The 23,271-nt window shown below is 68.5% G+C and carries 21 protein-coding genes and 1 riboswitch; all 21 genes read right to left on the bottom strand.

Annotated elements, in window-relative coordinates:
• Positions 1 to 6 precede the first annotated feature (6 nt).
• The gene (locus BT264_RS28710; protein ID WP_011882923.1) at positions 7 to 360 is read right to left on the bottom strand and encodes a phage holin family protein; all 354 of its coding nucleotides are present in this window, start codon (positions 358 to 360) and stop codon (positions 7 to 9) included.
• A 154-nt stretch (positions 361 to 514) separates the two neighbouring features.
• Complete coding sequence (gene ahcY, locus BT264_RS28715; protein WP_034183916.1) at positions 515 to 1,933, bottom strand: adenosylhomocysteinase; 1,419 nt, start codon at positions 1,931 to 1,933, stop codon at positions 515 to 517.
• 32 nt (positions 1,934 to 1,965) lie between these two features.
• Positions 1,966 to 2,093: riboswitch (S-adenosyl-L-homocysteine riboswitch) on the bottom strand.
• 76 nt (positions 2,094 to 2,169) lie between these two features.
• The gene (locus BT264_RS28720) at positions 2,170 to 2,904 is read right to left on the bottom strand and encodes an RNA polymerase sigma factor FliA (RefSeq protein WP_006484033.1); all 735 of its coding nucleotides are present in this window, start codon (positions 2,902 to 2,904) and stop codon (positions 2,170 to 2,172) included.
• Positions 2,905 to 2,926: 22 nt separating this feature from the next.
• Positions 2,927 to 3,745 (bottom strand): P-loop NTPase family protein, encoded by an 819-nt coding sequence (locus tag BT264_RS28725; RefSeq protein WP_072443128.1) that lies wholly within the window; start codon positions 3,743 to 3,745, stop codon positions 2,927 to 2,929.
• Entirely contained in the window at positions 3,738 to 5,519 is a 1,782-nt protein-coding gene (gene flhF / locus BT264_RS28730) for a flagellar biosynthesis GTPase FlhF (RefSeq protein ID WP_072443126.1), read from the bottom strand. Before flhF ends, BT264_RS28725 begins: the two co-directional genes overlap by 8 nt.
• Entirely contained in the window at positions 5,516 to 7,615 is a 2,100-nt protein-coding gene (gene flhA, locus BT264_RS28735) for a flagellar biosynthesis protein FlhA (RefSeq protein ID WP_072443124.1), read from the bottom strand. The genes flhF and flhA overlap by 4 nt, the downstream gene beginning before the upstream one ends.
• Before the next feature lie 82 nt (positions 7,616 to 7,697).
• The gene (gene flhB / locus BT264_RS28740; protein ID WP_072443122.1) at positions 7,698 to 8,894 is read right to left on the bottom strand and encodes a flagellar biosynthesis protein FlhB; all 1,197 of its coding nucleotides are present in this window, start codon (positions 8,892 to 8,894) and stop codon (positions 7,698 to 7,700) included.
• Between the two features lie 350 nt (positions 8,895 to 9,244).
• Positions 9,245 to 9,790 (bottom strand): DUF805 domain-containing protein, encoded by a 546-nt coding sequence (locus BT264_RS28745; RefSeq protein ID WP_239483361.1) that lies wholly within the window; start codon positions 9,788 to 9,790, stop codon positions 9,245 to 9,247.
• A 425-nt stretch (positions 9,791 to 10,215) separates the two neighbouring features.
• The gene (locus BT264_RS28755; RefSeq protein ID WP_034183909.1) at positions 10,216 to 10,713 is read right to left on the bottom strand and encodes a VOC family protein; all 498 of its coding nucleotides are present in this window, start codon (positions 10,711 to 10,713) and stop codon (positions 10,216 to 10,218) included.
• A 162-nt stretch (positions 10,714 to 10,875) separates the two neighbouring features.
• Positions 10,876 to 12,132, bottom strand: coding sequence for a DUF3443 domain-containing protein (locus tag BT264_RS28760; protein WP_072443116.1), 1,257 nt, complete (start codon positions 12,130 to 12,132; stop codon positions 10,876 to 10,878).
• A gap of 16 nt (positions 12,133 to 12,148) precedes the next feature.
• Entirely contained in the window at positions 12,149 to 12,652 is a 504-nt protein-coding gene (locus BT264_RS28765) for a DUF2844 domain-containing protein (RefSeq protein ID WP_072443114.1), read from the bottom strand.
• Positions 12,653 to 12,912: 260 nt separating this feature from the next.
• Positions 12,913 to 13,644 (bottom strand): protein phosphatase CheZ, encoded by a 732-nt coding sequence (cheZ, locus tag BT264_RS28770; protein ID WP_072443112.1) that lies wholly within the window; start codon positions 13,642 to 13,644, stop codon positions 12,913 to 12,915.
• A 1-nt stretch (position 13,645) separates the two neighbouring features.
• Positions 13,646 to 14,041 (bottom strand): chemotaxis response regulator CheY, encoded by a 396-nt coding sequence (gene cheY / locus BT264_RS28775; RefSeq protein ID WP_034183905.1) that lies wholly within the window; start codon positions 14,039 to 14,041, stop codon positions 13,646 to 13,648.
• 67 nt (positions 14,042 to 14,108) lie between these two features.
• A complete protein-coding gene (locus BT264_RS28780; RefSeq protein WP_072443110.1) occupies positions 14,109 to 15,200 on the bottom strand; it encodes a protein-glutamate methylesterase/protein-glutamine glutaminase in 1,092 nt (363 codons plus the stop codon).
• A complete protein-coding gene (gene cheD, locus BT264_RS28785) occupies positions 15,197 to 15,982 on the bottom strand; it encodes a chemoreceptor glutamine deamidase CheD (RefSeq protein ID WP_072443108.1) in 786 nt (261 codons plus the stop codon). Before cheD ends, BT264_RS28780 begins: the two co-directional genes overlap by 4 nt.
• Positions 15,979 to 16,971 (bottom strand): CheR family methyltransferase, encoded by a 993-nt coding sequence (locus tag BT264_RS28790; RefSeq protein WP_072443106.1) that lies wholly within the window; start codon positions 16,969 to 16,971, stop codon positions 15,979 to 15,981. The genes cheD and BT264_RS28790 overlap by 4 nt, the downstream gene beginning before the upstream one ends.
• Before the next feature lie 3 nt (positions 16,972 to 16,974).
• A complete protein-coding gene (locus BT264_RS28795; protein ID WP_072443105.1) occupies positions 16,975 to 18,948 on the bottom strand; it encodes a methyl-accepting chemotaxis protein in 1,974 nt (657 codons plus the stop codon).
• A gap of 37 nt (positions 18,949 to 18,985) precedes the next feature.
• Positions 18,986 to 19,501 (bottom strand): chemotaxis protein CheW, encoded by a 516-nt coding sequence (cheW, locus tag BT264_RS28800; RefSeq protein ID WP_072443103.1) that lies wholly within the window; start codon positions 19,499 to 19,501, stop codon positions 18,986 to 18,988.
• Positions 19,502 to 19,549: 48 nt separating this feature from the next.
• Positions 19,550 to 21,805 carry a chemotaxis protein CheA gene (gene cheA, locus BT264_RS28805; protein ID WP_072443101.1) on the bottom strand — a complete coding sequence of 752 codons (2,256 nt, stop codon included), beginning with the start codon at positions 21,803 to 21,805 and terminating at the stop codon, positions 19,550 to 19,552.
• Between the two features lie 33 nt (positions 21,806 to 21,838).
• Entirely contained in the window at positions 21,839 to 22,216 is a 378-nt protein-coding gene (locus tag BT264_RS28810) for a response regulator (protein WP_047899513.1), read from the bottom strand.
• 24 nt (positions 22,217 to 22,240) lie between these two features.
• Positions 22,241 to 23,260 (bottom strand): flagellar motor protein MotB, encoded by a 1,020-nt coding sequence (gene motB, locus BT264_RS28815; RefSeq protein WP_072443099.1) that lies wholly within the window; start codon positions 23,258 to 23,260, stop codon positions 22,241 to 22,243.
• Positions 23,261 to 23,271: the final 11 nt, after the last annotated feature.

The raw sequence follows: 23,271 nt of genomic DNA on the forward strand, positions 1-23,271 counted from the left end.
AAGGAGTCAGCCGATGTCGCGCTGGCCGAAGATCAGCGCGGACAGCAGCCAGGACACGATGCTATACAGGATCGAACCGAAGAACGCGGACCAGAACCCCGACACCTCGAAGCCCTTCAGCAGCGACGACGCGAACCAGAAGCACAGCGCGTTCACGACGAGGATGAACACCCCGAGCGTGACGATCGTGACGGGCAGCGTCAGCAGGATCAGTACCGGGCGGATCACCGTGTTGATCAGGCCGAGCACGACCGCGACGATCAGCGCGGTGCCGAAGCTCTTGATGTGGATCGACGGCACGAGGTACGTGATGATCAGCAGCGCGAGCGCGTTGATGACCCAGGTGAGGATGACGCTCATGGAGTGCTCCGGTTCGGTTGTCGATCTGTGCGATCAGTGGCCGCCGCCGGCCGTCGCGTGCGCCCGAAGACGCAACGCAACGGCCGGCGATCCGCCGCCGTGCCGCCGCACCGCGGGCCCCGCAGCGGGGCGCGCACGGCACGGCGGCGGCGCATCAGTAGCGGTAGTGGTTCGGCTTGAACGGGCCGTCCTTCTGCACGCCGATGTACGAAGCCTGCTCGTCCGACAGCACGGACAGGTTCGCGCCGATGCGCGCGAGGTGCAGGCGCGCGACCTTTTCATCGAGATGCTTCGGCAGCACGTACACCTTGTTCTCGTACTCGCCGCCGCGCACGAACAGCTCGATCTGCGCGAGCGTCTGGTTCGCGAACGAGTTCGACATCACGAACGACGGGTGGCCGGTCGCGCAGCCGAGGTTCACGAGGCGGCCTTCCGCCAGCAGGATCACGCGCTTGCCGTCCGGGAAGATGATGTGGTCGACCTGCGGCTTGATGTTTTCCCACTGGTACTGGCGGGTCGACGCGACGTCGATTTCCGAGTCGAAGTGGCCGATGTTGCAGACGATCGCGTTGTGGCGCATCGCCTTCATGTGATCGTGGTTGATCACGTGGTAGTTGCCGGTCGCCGTCACGAAGATGTCGGCCTTGTCGGCCGCGTATTCCATCGTCACGACGCGGTAGCCTTCCATCGCCGCCTGCAGCGCGCAGATCGGATCGATTTCGGTGACCCACACGGTCGCACCGAGGCCGCGCAGCGACTGCGCGCAGCCCTTGCCCACGTCGCCGTAGCCGGCAACGACCGCGACCTTGCCCGCGATCATCACGTCGGTCGCGCGCTTGATGCCGTCGACGAGCGATTCACGGCAGCCGTACAGGTTGTCGAACTTCGACTTCGTGACCGAATCGTTCACGTTGAACGCCGGGAACGGCAGTCGGCCGTCCTTTTCCATCTGGTACAGGCGGTGCACGCCGGTCGTGGTTTCTTCGGTCACGCCCTTGATGTGCGCGAGGCGCTTCGAGTACCACGTCGCGTCGATGTCGAGGTGCTTCGCGATCGACTTGTACAGCGCGACTTCTTCCTCGTTGGTCGGCTTCGCGATCACCGAACGGTCCTTCTCGGCCTTCGAGCCGAGGATCAGCAGCAGCGTTGCGTCGCCGCCGTCGTCCAGGATCATGTTCGCGAATTCGCCGTTCGGCCATTCGAAGATGCGGTGCGAGAACTCCCAGTATTCGTCGAGCGATTCGCCCTTGAACGCGAACACCGGCGTGCCGGCTTCGACGATCGCGGCCGCTGCGTGGTCCTGCGTCGAGAAGATGTTGCACGAGGCCCAGCGGACGTCCGCGCCGAGCGCCTTCAGCGTCTCGATCAGCACACCCGTCTGGATCGTCATGTGCAGCGAGCCGGCAATGCGCGCGCCCTTCAGCGGCTGCTGCGCCTTGTATTCGTCGCGGATCTGCACGAGGCCCGGCATTTCGGTCTCGGCGATGTTCAGTTCCTTGCGGCCCCAGCCGGCCAGCGCCATGTCGGCGACGACGTAATCCTTGGAAGCTTGCGAATCGATAATGGCGTTCATCACGCCCTCCTTTCTAAAAAAGTTCTAGATTGGTGACGTGAGCGCCGTTCAGGAAGCGGAGCCGGCGCGACGGTCGCGAAACGCGCGCCGCACGGCTGCTTGGTGAAGCCTTCCGAGCCTGGCGGACGCAGAGTGGTCCGTCGCAACGCTCCTCGGAAAACGGGAGGGATTGTAGCAAATCGGCGCGCAAAATGCGCAAGCGCGCAGCGTCGGCGCGCGGTGCCGTCCGGAAAGGGTCAGGACTCCGCGCCGACCCACGCCTGTTCGCGCAGCCGCGCGCGCAGGCGCGCGACGGCCTGGCTATGCAGCTGGCACACGCGCGATTCGCTCACTTCGAGCACCGCGCCGATCTCGCGCAGATTCAGACCCCGTTCGTAGTACAGCGACATCAGCAGCTTCTCGCGTTCCGGCAGCCGCTCGATCGCCTCGACGAGCGCCTCGCGCAGGTGCTCGTCGAGCAGCGCCGACAGCGGATCGGCATGATCGACGCGATAGCGGTCGAGAAACGGCTCGTCGTCGGCCGCGCGGTCGAAATCCTCGTAGTAGATGAGCTGGCTGCCGTGCAGGTCCTGCAGCATCCCCTGGTATTCGTCGAGCGGCATGTTCAGGTGCTGCGCGATCTCGGTCTCGCTCGCCGAGCGGCCAAGATGCTGCTCGACCTGGTGCACCGCATGCTCGACCTCGCGCGACGTCTTGCGCAGGCTGCGCGGCAGCCAGTCGTTGCTGCGCAGCTCGTCGAGCATCGCGCCGCGGATGCGCTGCGTCGCGTAGGTCTCGAACTGCGCGCCCTGGTCTTCCTTGTAGCGGCCGGCCGCGTCCATCAGGCCGATCATGCCGGCCTGGATCAGGTCGTCGAGGTCGACGCTCGCCGGCATCTTCGCGACGAGCTGCAGCCCGAGGCGACGCACGAGCGGCGCATATTGCGCGAGCACGTCGGCCTGGGACATCTTTCCTTGAGCGTTGTACATCATGGCTCTCTCCTTCCGGTAGCGCTCACGCGGCGTGTGCCGCGCCCGCCTGATACGACGGCTTGCCGCCCGCGTGAACGGCGCGGTCCGCCCCCGAACGCGGGCGCATCGGCCAGTACAGCAGGTCGGCGGCAATCTGCCGGTAATCGCGCGCGGCCGCCGCCGACGGGAACGCGTCGACCACCGCATGCGTCAGCTCGCGCGCGTGTTCGACGAGCGGATCGGCGCTCACGCAGCCCGCGTCGGCAATCGACACCGTCAGGTAGCGGCTTGCGACGCCCGCGAGGTTGTCGAAGGCCGTCTTCGCATCCGCATGGCTGCCGACGTGATTGGTCAGCACGCGGAACTGCGCGAACGCGTGCGCGAAATGCAGCCGCTTCATGCATGCGTACGCCTCGGTGATCGCCTGCGCGGCGACCCGCGTGACGATCAGCACGTCGTGCGCTTCGCGCGCGAGCGCCGAGAACGAGCCGTCGGCGCCGAGCTGCGCGTCGACGAGGACGATGTCGGCCGGGCCGTCGATGAAGTCGCTCAGCTGCGTGTCGCTGTAGCCGGCGCGCGCGAGCCGCGCGGCCGCGCACAGGCCGAAGCCGGCGGCCACCCGCGTGCGCTCGCCGTCGCGCAGCCACGCGCCCGCGAGCGTCGCGCTGGCCGAATGCACGTCGGCGCGCTCGTCGACGACGAGCACATCCTTGCCGAGCGACGCGAGCGCCGCCGCCAGGTTCACGATGGCGGACGTGCAGCCGACGCCCGCCGGCCCGCCCGTCACCGCGACGATGCGCGACGCGCGCCCGGCCAGCAGGCGCCGCAGCCCTTCGGCCTGGTCGATGATTCGTTTATCCAAATCGCACCTCGTGCAGCTCGGCGGTGGAACGTGCGGTCAGTGCGGAGAGCAGCGTCGGCATGTCTTCGTCCTGCGGCACGAAGGGCGAGCCGTCGCGCGGCACACAGAACGCGCTCTTCAGCAGGAACTTGGTCGATGCGACATACAGGTTCTCCGGCACCTTCTGGCCGGTCGACACGTAGTGGACCGGCAGCTTGTAGCGGATCACCGTGTCGAGCACGCCGCCGAGGTGGGTCGCCTCGTCGAGCTTCGTGAGGATGCAGCCGGCCAGGTCCGGATGCTCGCCCGCGCTGCGGTACGCCTGCACGACCTCGTTGAGCGTGTCGCCGTGGCTCGTCGCATTGAGCAGCAGCAGGCGCTGCACCGGTGCGTTCGCGCCGTGCAGCATCGCGATCTGGTCGGACACCGCGCGGTCGCGCTGGCTCATGCCGATCGTGTCGATCAGCACGATGTGCTTGTTGCGCAGTTCGGACAGCGCGAGCGCGAGATCGCCCGCATCCTTCACCGCGTGCACCGGCACGCCGAGGATCTTGCCGAAGATGCGCAGTTGCTCGTGGCCGCCGATCCGGTAGCTGTCGGTGGTCAGCAGCGCGACCTTGCTCGCGCCGAAGCGCATCACGCAGCGCGCGGCCAGCTTCGCGGTGGTGGTGGTCTTGCCAACGCCCGTCGGCCCCATCAGCGCGAACACGCCGCCGCGCTCCATCAGCGCGTCCTCGCTGTCGAGCACCGGCAGGTTCGCCGCGAGCACCGACTGCGCCCATTCGGCGGCCTGCTCGAAGGTCTGCGCGCCGTCGCCGGACGGCAGGTTGTCGACGAGCATCCGCACGAGCTGCGCGGACAGGCCGGCCGCGAACAGGTGCTTCGTCAGCGCGCCGTGCACGGCGCTGCGACGCTGGCGGTCGTGCCACATCAGGCTGTCGAACTGCTCTTCCATCATCCCGCGCAGTTCGCCGAGTTCGTGCATCACCGTGTCGTTGACGATTCGTTCGACGCGCGATTTCACCGCATCGGCCACCGCGGCGGCGGTATCGGCGGACAAGCGCGTGCGCTCGGCCGCTTTCGCTGCGTTCGCGGCGTTCGTGTCGGGCTTGCGCGGAGCAGCGGCCGACATCCGGCGTTCGGCATCGCGCACGATGTCGCGTGCCCAGTCGGGCGACGATGCGCTCGCGGCACCCTGCGACGCGGGCGCGCTCGCTTGCGGCGCGGCAGGCGTCGCCTGCGTGCGCGCGATCAGCGCGTCGCGCTGCTGCGTCAGGCGCTTCGCGTGCTCGACGAGCCACGGCGCGGGTTCGGAAGCCGGGGCCGGCCATCCGGGGGCCGGCGTACCGGGGGCCGGTGCGGCGGTCGACGGCGCTGCCGCAGCCGCCGCGTCCGCATCGATCGTCGAAGGTTGCGCCGCCGTCTCGTCCGCGTCGTCCGTTTCGTTCGCTTCGGCACTTGCGCCGAACACCGACGAAAACACGTCCGGCAGCCCGCCATCGCCCGCCGCATACGGATTGACGCTCGGGCGCGCGAACGCGGCACCCGGGCGCGACACGATGCCCGGCACCGCGGCGGCCGGCACGGATTCCGGCACGCGCGGCGCGGCGATCCGCGGCCGTGCGGCGGCCGGCGGCGTCACCGCGGCCAGGTCCGAATCGGCCAGTGCGACGATTTCGACGCTGCCGTCATCGAGCGTGCGGTTCGACAGCACGACCGCGTCGGCGCCGAGCGCCTCGCGCACGAGACGAAGCGCGTCGCGGCTCGTTGCGCCGGTGAATTTGCGAATGTTCAAGCGGAACCCCCGATGACGTTAACGACTTTGATCGTGCGTGTGTCCGGCACTTCGGCATACGACAGCACTTTCAATTGCGGCAGGCTGCGGCGCAGGAAACGCGCGAGCATCGCGCGCAGCGCGTGCTGCACCAGCAGCACGGGCGGCAGCCCGAGATTCTGTTGACGCAGCATCGCTTGCTGCGTGCCGGTCAGAAGGTTGTGCGCGAGGCCGGGTTCGAGGCCCGGATTCGCGCCGGTGGCGAGCGCCTGCGACAGCACGCGCTCGAGATTCGAGTCGAGGCCCATCACCTGCATCTCGCCCGCGCCCGGATACCACTGCTGCGTGATCGCGCGGCCGAGCGCGAGCCGCACCGCGGCGGTGATCTCGAACGCGTCGCCGCGGCCCGCATGTTCGGACACGGCCTCGAGGATCGTGCGCATGTCGCGGATCGGCACGCCTTCCTCGAGCAGGTTCTGCAGCACCTTCTGCAGCGTCGTCAGCGAGATCGTCTTCGGCACGAGATCCTCGACGAGCGACGGCGCGTCCTTGCCGGTGCGCTCGACGAGCGCCTGCACTTCCTGGCGGCCGAGCAGCTCGGCCGCGTGCTGGACGACGAGATGATTCAGGTGCGTCGCGACGACCGTGCTCGCGTCGACCACCGTGTAGCCGTACACCTGCGCCTGTTCGCGCAGCGCGACGTCGATCCACACGGCCGGCAGCCCGAACGCGGGATCCTGCGTCAGGGCGCCCGGCAGCGCGGCCGTCACCTGGCCGGGGTTGATCGCGAGCCACTGGCCCGGGAACACTTCGCCGACGCCGATCTCGACGCCCTTCAGCGCGATCCGGTATGCGTTCGGCCGCAGTTCGAGGTTGTCGCGGATATGGATCACCGGCGGCAGGAAGCCGATTTCCTGCGCGAATTTCTTGCGGATGCTCTTGATGCGCTTGAGCAGCTCGCCGTCGCTGTTCTTGTCGACCAGCGGGATCAGCCGGTAGCCGACCTCGAGGCCGAGCGGGTCGATCAGCTGCACGTCGTCCCAGGTCGCCTCGTGGCTGTCGGACGGCAGCACGGCGGGCGGCGCGATGTCGGTCACGTCGCCGGCCGCCTTGCGGGCCGCCGCGCGCTTCGTCTGCGTGCGGGCCAGCCAGATCGCGCCGCCGCCGAGCGCGAGGAACGCGAAATGCGGCATCCCCGGGATCAGCCCCATGATCACGATGATCACGCCGGTGATCGTCAGCACGCGCGGGTTGGTGAACAGCTGCCCGGTGATCTGCGTGCCGATGTCCTCGTCGGTCGCGACGCGCGACACGATCACGCCGGCCGCGGTCGAGATCACGAGCGACGGGATCTGCGCGACGAGGCCGTCGCCGATCGTCAGCAGCGTGTAGTTGGTGCCGGCCGCCGCGAAGCTCATGTCGTGCTGGACCATCCCGACGATCAGCCCGCCGATCACGTTGATCGCCATGATGATCAGGCCGGCGATCGCGTCGCCGCGCACGAACTTCGACGCGCCGTCCATCGACCCGTAGAACTCGGCTTCCTGCGACACGGCCAGGCGGCGCTTGCGCGCCTGTTCCTCGTTGATGAGGCCGGCGTTCAGGTCGGCGTCGATCGCCATCTGCTTGCCGGGCATCGCGTCGAGCGTGAAGCGCGCGGACACTTCGGCGATCCGCCCCGCGCCTTTCGTGATCACCATGAAGTTGATGATCATCAGGATCACGAACACGACGATGCCGACCGCGAAGTTGCCGCCGACGAGGAAGTGGCCGAACGCCTCGATCACCTGCCCGGCCGCGTCGGGGCCCGTGTGGCCCTCGAGCAGCACGACGCGCGTCGACGCGACGTTCAGCGACAGGCGCAACAGCGTCGAGAACAGCAGCACGCTCGGGAACGCCGCGAAGTCGAGCGGCTTCATCGTGTACATGCTGACGAGCAGCACCATCACCGACAGCGCGATGTTGAACGTGAACAGCAGATCCAGCAGCATCGGCGGCAGCGGCAGGATCATCATCCCCAGGATCATGCAGATGAGGATCGGGCCCGCGAGCGCGCGCAGGTTGGTGCCCGCGAACGGGTTCGTGCGCTTCGCGAACAGGCCGGTCGGGGTGCTCATGCTGCCTCCCGCCGGGCCGCCCCAAGGGAGGCAGTCGCCCCCTTGGGGGGCAGCGAACGAATGTGAGCGTGGGGGCTAATCATCACGAGGCTCCTTGGTTGCCCAGGGTGTCTTCGGCCTCTTCACGTTCATCGTCGGCGGGCACCGACGTGCCCTTGTCGAGTTCGGCCGGCACGTCGAGATCGACCGGCACCGCGGGGAACGCGCCGCCTTCCGAACGGAAGCGCTTGAGCTGGTAGACCCACGCGAGCACTTCGGCGACGGCCGAGTACAGCGAGCCGGGAATCTCGCGTTCGATTTCGACGTTGTGATACAGCGCTCGCGCGAGCGGCGGCGCCTCGAGCAGCGGCACGTTGTGCTCGGCCGCGAGTTCGCGGATGCGCGCGGCGACGAGGTTCACGCCCTTCGCGACGACCTTCGGCGCGCGCATCTCGCCGTCCGTGTATTGCAGCGCGACGGCGAAGTGCGTCGGGTTCGTGACGACCACGTCGGCCTTCGGCACGGCCGCCATCATCCGGCGGCGCGCGATCGCGCGCTGCTGCTGGCGGACCCGCCCCTTCACGTGCGGATCGCCTTCGTTCTCGCGATGCTCGCGCTTCACTTCTTCCTTCGTCATGCGCAACTTCTTGTTGTACTGCCAGATTTGGTAAGGCACATCGAGCGCGGCGACCACCAGCATTCCGGCGACCGTCGTGCCGCAGCACACGGCGACGAGATGCAGCGCGTCGGGCAGCGCCGCGCCGAGCGGCTGCGTCGCGAGGCCGAGCAGCTCGTCCTTGCTGCGCCAGATCGCAATGCCGCCGATCCCGCCGACGACCAGCGTCTTCGCGAGCGACATCCCGAGCTGGATCGGCCCCTGGATCGAGAAGATCCGGCCGAGGCCCGAGATCGGGTTCAGGCGGTCGAACTTCAGCTCGAAGGTTTTCTGCGAGATCAGCCAGCCGCCGAGCGCCATCGGCGCGAGCAGCGCCGCGAGGCCGGTGAGCGCGAGGATCGGCAGCAGCGCGGCGAAGCCTTCGAGGCTCGCGCTGCCGGCCGCCGACAGCATCCGGTTCGTGTCGAACGCGGTTGCGCGATCGAACGTGAACGCGCCGCGCAGCATCGCCTGCAGATGCGCGCCCGACGGGCCCGCGAGCAGCCACGCGCCGTAGAACCCGGCCGCGAGCAGCGCGAACGAAGCCAGTTCGCGCGAACGCGCGACCTGCCCCTCCTCGCGCGCCTTCTCGCGGCGCCTGGGAGTGGCGGCTTCGGTCTTGTCGAGATCGCTCTCGTCTGCCACGGGGCCTCCAGTCGGGTACGGCGGAATGCCGCTTTCCAGTGACACCGATTATTCATGGAGGCGTCAAACGCCGATCGGTCGAGCAAAGCCGGGAAAGGGGGGTATTTCGGGGAATCGGGCGAGCCGGTGCGAACGAGGCTGGATGGGGGACGGAGCGGTGCGCGACGTGGTGCGATGCGGCGGAAAAACACGGCGATCGGCGCAACGGTGGAGCGAGGTTTCCGGCAAGGTTCCCGGACGGGACGGCGGCGGAGTGAAGCGGGGAACGGTGAAGTGGGGAAAACGGAGAAACGAAGAAAACGGGGAAGTCAGGCCCCGACGCGACGGCGTCGCGTCGGGGCAGGCGGCGCTCAGACCGCCGGGATCGGATCCGAGCCGAAGCGATTCGGGCCTGCGGTGCCGCGCGAGCACATCCACACGAGCAGCAGGATGGGGCCAACGACCGGAATGAGCCCGAGCAGCAGGAACCAGCCCGAGCGGCCCGTATCGTGCAGGCGGCGCACGCTGACCGCGATGCCCGGAATGATCAGCGCCAGCGAAATCAGGAAGATCGCGCCCAGCAGCAGCAGCGCGATCAGGCCCGCGTCGCGGCCGATCGCGCCGATCACCTGGGCGGCGACCGAAAGAACGCAGCTCAGCAGCGCGAAATACCAGTATTCGGCACGACGCGCACGGCCTTCGAATTTCGCGTATTGATTGAGTACGGAACGAACAGCCTCGGAAAAATTCATTTTATTACCCTCCTGTTTTATATTGGCGACCCCGGAAACAACGCCGGAATTATATGTTTGAATTTCGGCGGGCTCCATCTCTTTTCGCATGCCTGACAAGCGAAACCCCGTCGCACCGGCTCTGGAACGGCTGTCATGGCGTAATGCGGCGCCGCCGGCTTGCATGCCGCGTCATTTTAATAATCTTGAAGACCTGACAGAAACCACACCCTCAGATAATCCGGCGTTTGATTACAGCCGAATGAATCCCGACGCGATCGATAATCGATCCGGTCGTGCGGCATTCGATTTACCGGCCGACCGGCATGACGCGAGCGCGCCGGTCGCGCTACCCTTCGCCATTCCCGATCCCGCTCGCATCGCACCGTGTTCCGTCATCCGCTCGTTCCGCTTCTGTCGCTCGCCTGCGCGCTCGCCGCCGGCTGCGCGGGCACGCCGGGTACGCCCGACCTGCCGCCCGGTGCGCAGGCGCCGGGCGCGCCGTCGCGCCGGCCGACGCGGCGCGCATCGAAAACACCGCGTATGGGCCCGGCCGCCGCTTTCTCGACCATACGACGGCGGTAAGCACCGGCCGGCCTACGGTCTAGGCCCTAACCGGCCGCTGCCCGCTGCAGCGCGCCGAGATCGAGCTTCTTCATCGTCATCACTTGCGCCATCACGCGCTCGGCGCGCGCCGGATCGCCCGTCATCAGTTCGGACATCTGCACGGGCACGACCTGCCACGACACGCCGAAGCGGTCGCGCAGCCAGCCGCACTGCTGCGCGCGCTCGTCGCCGCCTTCGGACAGCCGCGCCCAGTAGCGGTCGATCTCGTCCTGGTCGCGGCAGTTGACGACGAACGACACGGCCGGCGTGATCTGGAACACGGGGCCGCCGTTCAGCGCGACGAACGCCTGCCCGTCGAGCTCGAACGCGACCGTCATCACCGTGCCCTCCGCCTGTCCGGACGCGTGCGCGCCGGCCTTGCCGTAGCGCGCGACGTGCACGATGCGCGCGTTGTCGAACACCGACACGTAGAAACCGGCGGCCGCCTCGGCGTCGCGGTCGAACCACAGGAACGGCGTGATGCGTTGTATGCGCGGGCTCATGGCGCTGTCTCCTCGATGTCATGCCGGCACCGGTGCCGGTTTTACATCGTAGGCGCTGCGCGCACGCACGGCGGCGATCCGATCCGTAGTTCGCGCGGCCTCGCGACAAAAAAAAGGGGGGCGATCGCTCGCCCCCTCTTTGCTGCCTGCGGCCGTACCGCGTCAGAACGCGACGAAAGGCGCAGCGCCGCCGCTCGAGCGCTTGTCCATCCCGAAGTAGATCGTCTTGCCGTAGAAATGCGGCATGCCGATGTCGAGCCATCCGGGCGAACCGAACGGGCCCGCGATGTCGTTGAACGCGAACGTCGACGCGTTCGAGAACAGCGTATCCGCGTTCGCGACGGGCATCGACACGGTGCCGCTCGCGCTGTTCTGGCCGGTCAGCGTCGCCGTATAGGTGGTCGTCGAGGACGGGCAGTAGAACTGCGTGTTCCTCGAACAGACCGTCTGCGACGAATCGTTGAAGAAATACGCGTTCGAACCGGTATCGAAGAAAGCCGTCACCGTGCTGCCGAGGAACGACGCGCTGACGTCGCCTGTCGTGGTCGACGTCATGACGGTCGACGCACCGAGCCCGTTGTTGCCCTGCGTGCCGATCCCGAAGATCAGCAGGCCCTTCGCGCTGGCCTGTCCGCTGCTCGAGATGGTCGGCATCTGCACGATCACACCGTTGTTGTCGGTCGCGAAATGATGAACCGGGTTGGCCACCTGCTGCGCGACCGGCACGAGCGCGACCGCGCAACTCGCATTGCCGTTCGGGCACGCGTAGTAGTTGTTGTTCGACGACGTCGACGTCGCGCAGGTCGTACCGCAGTCGACCGGCGCCGGCCCGATGCCGAGGATCCCGTTCGCGCCGAGCGCGCTCGCCGAGTTGGCCGACGCGCCGCCGTTCGTGCACGAGCTCGGCACGCTCGTCGTGCCGAGGTCGCCGATGATCTGCACGGGCAGCGAGTTCGCCTGTTCGGTGCCGATCGACAGGTCGACCGTGCGCACCGAACCCCACGTGTAGCTCGACACGAACTTGCCGCACTCGGCGACCGGCGCGCCGCCGCTCGTCACCTGCGGCAGGCTGCCGAGCACGTTCGACACCGCGCTGCCTACGAGCCGCAGCCCGTAGGACGCGGTATCGACGAGCACGTTGCTGACCACCTGGCAGTTCGACGTGCCCGGCGCGCAGACCTTCACGTTGACGGTCGGGATGTTGATCACGTTCGCGACGCCGGTGCCGACGGTGATGACGGCCGTGTTCGCGGTATTGCCGTCCGACACGCTCGAACCGCTGCCGTTGCCGTTACTGCCGCCGTTGTTGCCGGAGCTGCCGCCGTCATCGCCGCCGCCGCATGCCGTCACGAGCACGGCCGTCGCGGCCGCGAGGCCCAGCACGCCGAGCCAGCGCTTGAATGTACGAGGAATTCTCAAGATCGCTCTCCCGCTGTCACTGGATGTCGTTGCCGGCGAGGCCGGCAGGCAGTGCCGCCGGCAGCCACGCCTGGCCCGAGAAGGCGCCCATGTGGCCGCCCGTCCGGATCACGAGGCCGCTGGTGTCGACGGACACGGGCGCGCGCCAGCCGCGCGCCGCATGCGCCGCCTGGACGCCGGCGGTGTACTGCGGGAAATAGCTGCCGAGCAGCGACGCGAGATTCGGCATAGTCGGCCCGCGCCATGCGAGGCCGAACACGCTGCCGGCGGCCGACGTGTATTCGTGGATGACGGTGCCCGATCCGAGCGTGATCTCGCGGACGGTATAGGCGGCCGTGCTCGTCTGCACGCCGTCGGCCGAACGCATCGCGCGCTGCATCGCGCGCACGGTTGCAGCCCGATCGTCCGCCGGCGGCGACATCGGCGCGCCGCCCAGTTCCGCGTGTGCGTGGACGGTCCACAGCACACCCATTGCAGCCGTCGCGTGTGCGACGGCCCAGCCCAAGCGTTTCAGCTTCACGTTCCCCCCCAAGGGACTGGCTTCGTTGCCGGCGGCGCGGCCATCGTGCCCGCGCCACCGGTCAACATATGAATTCGTACGAATGACGCTCCATTACTGCTGACGCGTAGTATGCCTGCTGAGTGTGTCTAAGTGTCAATTCGACGCAGCCCGAACAGCGCGCGCGTGCGCGGCGAGCGTGGGAAAACGTGGCGGGAACGGCGTGACGCGCGCATCGGGCGGCCCCGCGAAACGGGGCGCGCCGATGCACTGCAGCAAGATCAGAAGCCCAGGCTCGCGAGCAGGTCGTCGACCTGCCCCTGGTCCTGGACCACGTCGGATTTGCCTTCCGGCGCGATCTGCGGGCCGTTCAGCAGCGACTCCGGGCTGCCGGTCGCGCTCATTTGCTCGGCCGCCAGCGCGGCCGCGGTGGCCGCGAACTGCTCGCGCCGCTCGGGCGCGATGTTCTCGACGAGCACGGTAAGGAGCTGCTGCTCGATCAGGTAGACCATGTCCATGATCTTCTTGATCACCTGCCCGGTCAGATCCTGGAAATCCTGCGCGAGCATGATCTCGAGCAGCTGCGCGCTGGTCGCCGACGCCGACTCGGGCAACGTGCGCAGGAACGTGCGCGTGTCGTCCATCAGCTCGCGCACTTCCGCGTGCTCGATCGGCGCCGCATACCACTGCGCCCAGCGCATGTCGAGCGCCTCGGCCTCGTTCTGGATGCGCTCCTGCATGGGCTTCGCGATCTCGATCGCATTCAGCACGCGCACGGCGGCCTGCTCGGTCATCGTCGCGACGTAGCGCAGCCGGTCGCGCGCATCGGGCACGGCTTCCGCCGCGCGCTCGACATGCTTGTCGAGCCCGAGCTCGCGCATCGAATCGCGCAGCGCACGCGTGACCTGGCCGATGCGCGCCAGGATCCGGTCGCTCGCGAGATCGGCGCCTTCGGGGTGGCTGTCGGCGCTGAACCCCGCGCCGGCGAGCGCCGCATGGATCGGCTCGTTCACGTCAGCTCCCGGTCTTCGCCATCTTGTCGATGATCTTGTTCAGCTTCTCGTCGAGCGTCGCGGCCGTGAACGGTTTCACGACGTAGCCGCTCGCGCCCGCCTGCGCGGCCGCGATGATGTTCTCCTTCTTCGACTCGGCCGTGACCATCAGCACCGGCAGGTGCGTGAGCGTCGCGTCCGCGCGGATTTCCTTCAGCATCGCGAGGCCGTCGAGGTTCGGCATGTTCCAGTCCGAGATCACGAATTCGAAGCCGCCGCCGCGCAGCCGCGCGAGACCGGCCGCACCGTCCTCCGCTTCGTCGACGTTCGTGTAGCCCAGTTCCTTGAGCAGGTTGCGGACGATCCGGCGCATCGTCGGGAAATCGTCCACCACCAGGATTTTCATGCTCTTGTCCATCGTCGTTCCTTTCCAGATTCGTTTCCGTCGGGACGCGTATCGTGGCACGCGCCCGGTGACATTCCATTCACACGCGCTGCACGCGGTCGCCCATCGTCGCCAGTCGCGCCATCACGCGGCGGCTCATGTCGGCGAGCGGCACAACCTCGTCCGCACCGCCGAGCGCGATCGCCTCGCGCGGCATCCCGAACACGATACAACTCGCTTCATCCTGCGCGAACGTGTAAGCGCCCGCGCGTTTCATTTCCAGCAGGCCGGCCGCGCCGTCGCGGCCCATCCCGGTGAGGATCACGCCGATCGCGTTCTTGCCCGCGTGCGTCGCCGCCGAGCGGAACAGCACGTCGACCGACGGGCGGTGACGGTTCACCGGCGGCTCGTCCGACAGTTGCGCGATGTAGTTCGCGCCGCTTCTCGCGAGCAGCAGGTGCGCATGGCCCGGCGCGATGTACGCGTGGCCCGGCAGCACGCGCTCGCCGTGCTCGGCTTCCTTCACCGCGATCCGGCACAGGCCGTTCAGCCGCTGCGCGAACGATTTCGTGAAGCCGGGCGGCATGTGCTGCGCGATCAGCACGGCCGGCGCATCCGGCGGCAGCGGCGTCAGCACCTCGCGGATCGCCTCGGTGCCGCCCGTCGACGCGCCGATGATGATCAGCTTCTCGGTACTGACGAGCGGGTTGTTGATCATCGGCGCGGCCGGCTGGCTGTCCGCCGTGCGCGCGGCGGCCTGCGGCTGCGGCGCCTGGCGCACGCGTGCGCGCGACGCCGCGCGGATCTTGTCGGCGAGCTTTTCCGCGTAGTCGAGCATCCCGTCGCGAATCCCGACGCGCGGCTTCGTGACGAAATCCACCGCGCCGAGTTCGAGCGCGCGCAGCGTGATCTCCGAGCCGCGCTCGGTCAGCGACGACACCATCACGACCGGCATCGGCCGCAGGCGCATCAGCTTCTCGAGGAAGTCGAGCCCGTCCATGCGCGGCATTTCGACGTCGAGCGTGAGCACGTCGGGGTTGTGCTGCTTGATGAGATCGCGCGCGACGAGCGGATCGGGCGCGGTCGCGCACACCTCCATGTCGGGCTGGCTGTTGATGATCTCCGTCATCAGGCTGCGGATCAGCGCCGAATCGTCGACGCACAATACTTTGATCTTCTGCACTGCGGTCATGCCTCCTGCTTTTTCGATAGGTTCCCCGCGTACGCGCTTCCGGCGCCCGGGCTCCCGGCATACGGGTTCGCCGCCCGCACGCCGGCGGCACTGCCCGCGCCGGTACCGCCCGGGCTCGCGCCGCGCGCGCCGAACAGCTCGATGCGCGGGCGCGCCGGCTGCGGTGCGGCCGGCCGCTTCGCCGCGAACAGCTCGACGTGCGCGCGCGACCGTGCGGCGCGCTCGGCCTCGCGCGCGAGCGCGGCTTCGCGCTCGGTGACGCCCGGCACCTGCAGCCGCAGCTTCTTCACCATCGCGCGCCCCGTGTGCGGCATGAACGCGACCTTGCGCGGGTGCACGCCCTGCAGGTCTTCCGCCGTGATGCGGATGCGTTCGAGCGCGAGGTAGCGGCGCACGAAATCCGCGTTGCGATCGCCGATGTTGATGGTCGTCATCCCGGCCAGCACGGCCGCGCCGCCGAATACCTTCGCCTCGATGCGCTCGCGGCGCCCGCCGGCCTTGATCAGCTCGTTGATCAGCACTTCCATCGCGTACGCGCCGTAGCGCATCGATTCCGACGCGGCCGCGCCCGGATCGGTGCCGTCGTCGGGCAACATGAAGTGGTTCATCCCGCCGATGCCCGCGTACGGGTCGTGCAGGCACGCGGCGACGCACGAGCCGAGCACGGTCATCAGCACCATGTCCTCGGACGTCGTGTAGAACTCGTTCGGCAACAGCTTCACGCCGGGACGGCCGAAGTGGTTGTCGAAATAGCGATTGGTCGCGATCGGCAGCGCGCTCATCCGCGATCTCCATAGGCGGGCGCGGCGTCCGCGGCCCGCGCGGGCACGCGCGACGGCATGGCGGGCGCCGCAGGCGCCTGCGCGCCACGCGGCCGCGCACCCTGCGCGGCGTCGCGAGTCAGTTCGTACACCGTCTGCCCGCGCAGGCGGAACGCCTGCGTGACGTACGTGAAGTTTTCCGAATGGCCGGCGAACAGCAGCCCGCCCGGCTTCACGAGCGGCTCGAAACGCGACAGCACCTGCCCTTGCGTCGGCTTGTCGAAATAGATCATCACGTTGCGGCAGAAGATCGCGTCGAACGGCTTCGCGATCCCGTAGTCCGCATCGGTCAGGTTCAGCTGCTCGAAGCGGATCATCGCGCGCAGCTCGGGGCGCACCTTCACGCGGCCGGCCTGCGCGCCCGTGCCCTTCAGGAAAAAGCGCTTCAGCCGCTCGGGCGACAGGTGCTTGACCTGGTCGTACGTATAGATGCCGGCTTCCGCCTTCGCGAGCACCTGCGTGTCGAGATCGGTCGCGAGGATCGACGCGCCGCGCGCCGCCGATTCGCCGAGCGCCTCGATCAGCGTGATCGCGATCGAGTACGGCTCCTCGCCGGTCGACGCCGCCGAGCACCATACCGACACGGGCGCCGGCCGCCCCTTCACGAACGCCGACAGGATCGGGAAGTGATGCGACTCGCGGAAGAACGCGGTCAGGTTGGTCGTCAGCGCGTTGGTGAACGCTTCCCACTCGAGCGGATCGTCTTCCTGCTCGAGCAGGTCGAGGTAGTCGCGGAACGTGTCGAGGCCGCGCGCGCGCAGCCGCCGCGCGAGACGGCTGTACGCCATGTCGCGCTTGTGCTCGGACAGCGAGATCCCCGCGCGTTGGTGGATCAGCGCGCGGATGCGGGCGAAATCCGCGCCGGTGAACGCGAAGTCGCGCCCCGGCTCGCCCGCGCGAGGCGAGGCATCCGGTGCATCGGGTCGAAACGGCGCGCGCGCGTTCGGCATGGCTTAGAAGGTCTCCCAGTCGTCGTCGGACGTGCCGGCCGCGGCCAGCGCCGGCTTCTCGCCGTTCAGCGCGGGGCGCACGAGCGCGGGCTTCGCGGCCGGCTTGTCCGCCGGGGCGGCGGCCGACTTCGCGAGACGCGGCCCGTAGCCGCCTGCAGCGGCGCCGCGGGACGTAGGTGCTTCCTTCTGCGTACGCGCATCGGGGTCCGCCGCGCGCTTCGGTTGGCTTGCGCCCGCCGCCGCCGACGTGGCCGCATGCGACGCCGACGCGGCGCGCCGTGCCGGTTGTGCCGCAGCCTGCGGCGCCGGCAGCGCGGCGACCGGCGCGGCGTCGCGACGCGGCTCCGACGGCAGTGCCGGCACGGCCGCCGATCCATGCGCGACCGGCCGCGCGACGCCGCGCGCCGGCGCGAGCACGATGCCGCCCGTCACGCGCCAGCCCGACACGATCGCCTTCATCTGGCGCGTCTGCTCCTCGAGCGACGCGGCAGCGGCCGCTGCCTGCTCGACGAGCGCCGCGTTCTGCTGCGTGACCGAATCCATCTGGCTGACCGCACGGTTGACCTGCTCGATGCCGGTCGACTGCTCTTCCGACGCGGCGCTGATCTCGCCCATGATGTCGGTCACGCGGCGCACGGCCTGCACGATCTCGTCCATCGTCGAGCCCGCGCGCGCGACGAGCGCCGACCCGCTGTCGACCTTCTCGGCCGAATCGCCGATCAGCTGCTTGATTTCCTTCGCGGCGCTCGCGCTGCGCTGCGCGAGCGAGCGCACCTCGCCCGCGACCACCGCGAAGCCGCGGCCCTGCTCGCCCGCACGCGCGGCTTCGACCGCCGCGTTCAGCGCGAGGATGTTGGTCTGGAACGCGATGCCTTCGATCGTGCCGATGATGTCGACGACCTTGCCCGAGCTCGCCGCGATGTCCTGCATCGTCGATACGACCTGGCCGACCACCTCGCCGCCCTGCGTCGCGATGTCCGATGCGTTCACCGCGAGCTGGCTCGCCTGCCGCGCGTTCTCCGCGTTCTGCCGCACGGTGCCCGTCAGCTGCTCCATGCTCGACGCGGTTTCCTGCAGCGACGCGGCCTGCTCCTCGGTGCGCTGCGACAGGTCGATGTTGCCGGTCGCGATCTCGCGCGCGCCGACGTCGATCGATTCGGTGCCGCGATGCACGGACTGCACCATCGTCGTGACGGCGTCCTGCATCCGCTTGATGCCGCCGAACAGGCGGCCCATCTCGTTCGTGCTGGACACGTTCACCGGCTGCGTGAGGTCGCCGCCGGCGATCCGCTCGAAGTGCGCGATCGCGTCCTCGAGCGGCTTCACGATCAGCCCGCGCATCGCGAAGCGGATCGCGATCACGACGACGAACGCGACCGCGATGCCGGCCGCGATCAGCGCGACCATCAGCGAGATCTGCGACTGCGTCGTGGCCTGGCGCTCTTCCGCGTGCTTCTGCAGCGATACGATCACGGCTGCCGCCGTCTGGTCGAACGCGACGAACATCGGGCTGATCTTCGTGTCGGCAATCGCGTGGTACGCCGCCATGTCGCCCGCGCGCGCCGCGGTAAATTCGGGCTCGACGCCTTCCTTCACGATCGTCGTGTAGCGTGCGGTGAGCTCGTCGACGAGCGTCTGCTCGACGCCGAGCTTCGGCAACGATTGGAACGCCTGCCAGTTCTGGTTCGACTTCGCAAACAGCTCCTGCGCGCGGTCGAGCACCTTCGTCGCGTCGGCCGCATTGCCGGCTTCGGTCAGCGTACGGAAACGATCGAGCGCGACACGCGCACGCAGCAGGTGCGCGGCCGTGTCGTCGAGCGTGTGGATCGCCGGCAGGTCGACGTGCGCGATCTCGTCGAGCGAGCGGCTCGCGTGATCGAGCGCGTAGAGGCCGAGCCCGCCGACCGCGGCGGCCAGGCACACGAGGATGAGTCCGACCGCCGTGAGCGTCGTGCGGATCGACCAGTTATGCAACATTGCAGATTCTCCCGAAATTCCTGCGCGCGCGGCGCGCTTACCCGCCGAGTGTCTCGATCAGCGCCATTTCACGGCTCGACATCAGCTTCTCGATATCCATCAGGATCAGCATCCGGCCGTCGACCGTGCCGAGGCCCGTCAGGTACTCGGTCGTCAGCGTCGCGCCGAATTCCGGCGCCGGCATGATCTGGTCGGTCTGCAGCGTCAGCACGTCCGACACGCCGTCGACCACCATCCCGACCACGCGATGCGCGACGTTCAGGATGATCACGACGGTCTGATGGTCGTACTCGACGCGGCCGAGATGGAACTTGATCCGCATGTCGACGATCGGCACGATGATCCCGCGCAGGTTGATCACGCCCTTGATGAAGTCCGGCGCGTTCGCGATGCGCGTGACGCTGTCGTAGCCTCGGATTTCCTGCACCTTCAGGATGTCGATCCCGTATTCCTCGTCGCCGAGCGTGAACACGAGGAATTCCTGGCCCGTCGCGTCGCCTTGCGCCGCGTCGCGGCGGCTCGTCGCCGCGTTCGCCGCGGCCGGATTGATCATTTGGACTTCAGCAGACACGTTTGCCCCCAATCGGTTGAATGGCGAGAGTCAGAACATCGCGAGCTCGGCGCCGGCTCGGGCGCCGTGCGTCGCACGGGTTTCTCGGTTCAGCGCCGCGACGTCGACGATCAGCGCGACGCTGCCGTCGCCGAGGATGGTCGCCGCCGAGATGCCGTGCACCTTGCGATAATTGGTTTCAAGGTTCTTCACGACCACCTGCTGCTGGCCGACCAGCTCGTCGATCAGCATCGCGAAGCGGCGCCCCTCGGTTTGCATGATCGTGACGATCCCCTGCGTCGGGTCGGTGCGGGCGTCCTCGACCGAAAACACCTCGTGCAGCGCGACCAGCGGCAGGTATTCGCCGCGCACGCGCACCACGCGCTCGCCGTTGCCGACCGTGTAGATGTCGTCGATCGACGGCTGCAGCGACTCCATCACGAAGTTCAGCGGCAGGATGAAGATCTCGCTGCCGACCTTCACCGACATCCCGTCGAGGATCGCGAGCGTCAGCGGCAGCACGATCCGCGTGGTCGTGCCGCGGCCGGCCTGCGACGAGATCTCGACGTGGCCGCCCATCGACTGGATGTTGCGCTTCACGACGTCCATCCCGACGCCGCGGCCCGACACGTCGGTCACCGTCTCGGCGGTCGAGAAGCCCGGCGCGAAGATCAGGTTCCACACCTCTTCGTCGCTGATGTTGTCGGACACCTGCATGCCCTGCTTCGCGGCCTTCGCGAGGATCCGCTCGCGGTTCAGGCCCGCGCCGTCGTCGCTGACCTCGATCACGATGTTGCCGCCGTGATGCGCGGCCGACAGCACGAGCTGGCCGACCGCGTCCTTGCCGGCGGCGACGCGCTTGTCGACCGTCTCGATCCCGTGGTCGAGGCTGTTGCGCACGAGGTGCGTGAGCGGATCGATGATCCGTTCGATCAGGCTCTTGTCGAGTTCGGTCGCCTGGCCGAACGTGACGAGCTCGACCTGCTTGCCGAGCTTGCCGGCGAGGTCGCGCACGAGCCGCGGGAAGCGGCTGAACACGTAGTCCATCGGCATCATGCGGATCGACATCACGGCTTCCTGCAGGTCGCGCGCGTTGCGCTCGAGCTGCGCCATCCCGTTGAACAGGCGGTCGTGCAGCGCCGGATCGAACGCGCTCGCGGTCTCCGCGAGCATCGCCTGCGTGATCACGAGCTCGCCGACCAGGTTGATCAGCTGGTCGACCTTCTCGACGCCGACGCGGATCGAGCTGCCTTCGGCGCCCGATGCGGCCGCGGCGGCCGGGCGCGCGCGCTTGTCGTCGTGATGCGCGGCGGCCTGCGCCGCGTGTTCGGCCTGCGGCCGTTGGGGTTGCTGCGGCGGTTGCGTTGCTGCGGCCGCGGCCGGCTCGACGGTTGCGGGAGCCGGTGCCGGTGCCGGTGCGGCCGGTTGCGGCGCGGCGGCCTGCGGCGCGAATACCTCGACCCGCGCGGCGGGTTGCGCGGCGGCGGCCGGTTCGGCGGCCGGTGCCGCAGCGTCCTGCGCGGCAGCCGGCGCGGCCGGCGCCGTGCCGTGCGCGATGCGGATCTGGCTTTCGTCGATCACGAAGCAGCACACGGCGACGATGTCGTCGGACGGCACGTCCGATTCGAGCCACAGCGTCAGGTCGTCGCCCGCTTCCTCGCGGCCGACGATCCGGCCGAGGTTGCCGAGTTCTTCGCTGAGCAGTTCCCGGTCCTTCGCGTCGACGCCCGCCAGCGTGATCTTCAGGTGCGGGCCGTCTTCGCCCGCGTCGGCCGCCGGATGCGCGGCCGCGACGGCCTGCTCGACCACATGATCGGGCGCGCGATCGCCACCGGCGGCGGGCTCCGCGGCCGGTGCGGCCGGTTCGGCAGCGGCGGCGACCGGCGCGGCCGCAGCGGCCGCCGGCGCACCCGCGCCGCTCTCGGCCTTCAACCGTTCGAGCTTTGCGCAGATCGTCGCGGCGGCTGCCGCGTCCGGTTCGGCGCTTGCGCGGTAGTCGACGAGCTGGTCGGACAACACGTCCTTGGTCTCGAGGAACGCGTCGATCATCTCCTTGGTCAGCGTCAACTCATGGTTGCGCGCGCGGTCGAGCAGCGATTCGAGGATGTGCGTCGTATCGGTCAGCGCGGAAAAGCCGAACGTCGCCGCGCCGCCCTTGATCGAATGCGCGGCGCGGAAGATCGCGGCCAGGTCTTCGGGGTCGGGCGAGTCGACGTCGAGGTTCAGCAGAAGCTGCTCCATCTGCGCGAGCAGCTCGTCCGCTTCGTCGAAAAAGGTCTGGTAGAACTGCGTGATATCGAGAGTCATGCCCGGTCACCGGTTGGATTCGTCGCGTTCATTTCAGGAGGCAGCCGGCTCGGACAGCGTCGCGACCAGGTCGACCAGCACGACCGGATCGATCGGCTTCTCGATCCAGCCGGTCGCGCCCGCGTCGCGCGCGGCGTCCTTGAAGGCATCGCTGCCTTCGGTCGTCAGCACGAGGATCGGCGTGTCCGCATACGCGGTCAGCTTGCGCAGCGCGGCGATCACCTCGAGCCCGCTCTTGCGCGGCATGTTCTGGTCGGTCAGCACCAGGTCGTACGGCGCGGTCGCGGCCATGTCGAAGCCGGCTTCGCCGTCCGGCGCCACCGTCACGTCGTAGCCGGCCTGCGCAAGCGTTGCCTGCAGCAGCGCACGCATGGTCGCGGAGTCGTCGATGGCGAGAATGGTTCGGATCATGTCTGTCTCGGAATCTCGGGAACGTCAGGGTTTCGGCGCCGCGGCGGCGGCACTCGCGACCGCCGGACGCACGGCCGGCGCCGGGCCGGCGAGCTGCTGCGCGAGCAGCTTCGAGCCCGCCGCGTCGGCCGACAGCGTCGTGGTCGTCGCGTCGTCGCGCATCAGCGCTTCTTCGGATTTGCGGTTCAGCACGATCACGCTGATCCGGCGGTTCTCCGGATCGAGCGGGTCGGCCTTGTTCAGGTTCTGCGTCGACGCGAGGCCGAGCACGCGCAGCACTTTCGCCTCGTCCATGCCGCCGGAAATCAACTCGCGGCGCGACGCGTTCGCACGGTCGGCCGACAGCTCCCAGTTGCTGTAGCCACCCTCGCCGCCCGCGTACGGCACGGCGTCGGTGTGGCCCTGGACGATGATCCGGTTCGGCACGTCGTTCAGCGTCTTGCCGATTTCGCGCAGGATGTCGCGCATGTACGGCTCGACGTGATCGCTCGACATCGCGAACATCGGCCGCTTCTGCGTATCGACGATCTCGATGCGCAGCCCCATCAGCGTCGAATCGATGCGGATCTGCTGCTTGAACTGGCGCAGCGTCGGGTTGGCCTCGATCGCGGCCATCAGCTTGATCTGCAGGTCGTGCAGGCGCGCCTGCTCGAGCCGCTCGATCGCGCCCTGCGCCTGCGCTTGCGCATGCTCGTCGACCGGCTTCGCGACGCGCTCGGCGAGCGACGTCGTGCCGTCGGTGCGGCGCAGCGTGCCGGCGTCGGTGCTCGACAGGTCGCGGCCGCCGCCGTTGATGATGCTGGAGTCCTGCGAGTTGCGGTCGCCGCTGCCGAACAGCGCGGCCTTCAGCGGCGTGTTGAAGTATTCGGCGATCCCCTTCAGCTGCACCGGCGTGACCGAGCTCAGCAGCCACATCAGCAGGAAAAACGCCATCATCGCGGTCATGAAGTCCGCGTATGCAAGCTTCCATGCGCCGCCGTGATGGCCCTTCTTCGCCGGGGCCACCCGCTTGACGACGATCGCGCGATCCTTGCTCTTGCTCATTGGTCGCTCCG

This window comes from Burkholderia sp. NFPP32 (genome assembly GCF_900119325.1).
GTDB lineage: Bacteria > Pseudomonadota > Gammaproteobacteria > Burkholderiales > Burkholderiaceae > Burkholderia > Burkholderia pyrrocinia_C.

Excerpts from the sequence above, each read along its gene's own strand:
- BT264_RS28710 (WP_011882923.1), bottom strand. The coding sequence starts at position 360 with ATGAGCGTCATCCTCACCTGGGTCATCAACGCGCTCGCGCTGCTGATC.
- ahcY (WP_034183916.1), bottom strand. The coding sequence starts at position 1,933 with ATGAACGCCATTATCGATTCGCAAGCTTCCAAGGATTACGTCGTCGCC.
- BT264_RS28720 (WP_006484033.1), bottom strand. The coding sequence starts at position 2,904 with ATGATGTACAACGCTCAAGGAAAGATGTCCCAGGCCGACGTGCTCGCG.
- flhA (WP_072443124.1), bottom strand. The coding sequence starts at position 7,615 with ATGAGCACCCCGACCGGCCTGTTCGCGAAGCGCACGAACCCGTTCGCG.
- BT264_RS28745 (WP_239483361.1), bottom strand. The coding sequence starts at position 9,790 with ATGCAAGCCGGCGGCGCCGCATTACGCCATGACAGCCGTTCCAGAGCC.
- BT264_RS28755 (WP_034183909.1), bottom strand. The coding sequence starts at position 10,713 with ATGAGCCCGCGCATACAACGCATCACGCCGTTCCTGTGGTTCGACCGC.
- cheY (WP_034183905.1), bottom strand. The coding sequence starts at position 14,041 with ATGGACAAGAGCATGAAAATCCTGGTGGTGGACGATTTCCCGACGATG.
- BT264_RS28780 (WP_072443110.1), bottom strand. The coding sequence starts at position 15,200 with ATGACCGCAGTGCAGAAGATCAAAGTATTGTGCGTCGACGATTCGGCG.
- cheD (WP_072443108.1), bottom strand. The coding sequence starts at position 15,982 with ATGAGCGCGCTGCCGATCGCGACCAATCGCTATTTCGACAACCACTTC.
- BT264_RS28790 (WP_072443106.1), bottom strand. The coding sequence starts at position 16,971 with ATGCCGAACGCGCGCGCGCCGTTTCGACCCGATGCACCGGATGCCTCG.
- BT264_RS28795 (WP_072443105.1), bottom strand. The coding sequence starts at position 18,948 with ATGTTGCATAACTGGTCGATCCGCACGACGCTCACGGCGGTCGGACTC.
- cheW (WP_072443103.1), bottom strand. The coding sequence starts at position 19,501 with ATGATCAATCCGGCCGCGGCGAACGCGGCGACGAGCCGCCGCGACGCG.
- cheA (WP_072443101.1), bottom strand. The coding sequence starts at position 21,805 with ATGACTCTCGATATCACGCAGTTCTACCAGACCTTTTTCGACGAAGCG.
- BT264_RS28810 (WP_047899513.1), bottom strand. The coding sequence starts at position 22,216 with ATGATCCGAACCATTCTCGCCATCGACGACTCCGCGACCATGCGTGCG.
- motB (WP_072443099.1), bottom strand. The coding sequence starts at position 23,260 with ATGAGCAAGAGCAAGGATCGCGCGATCGTCGTCAAGCGGGTGGCCCCG.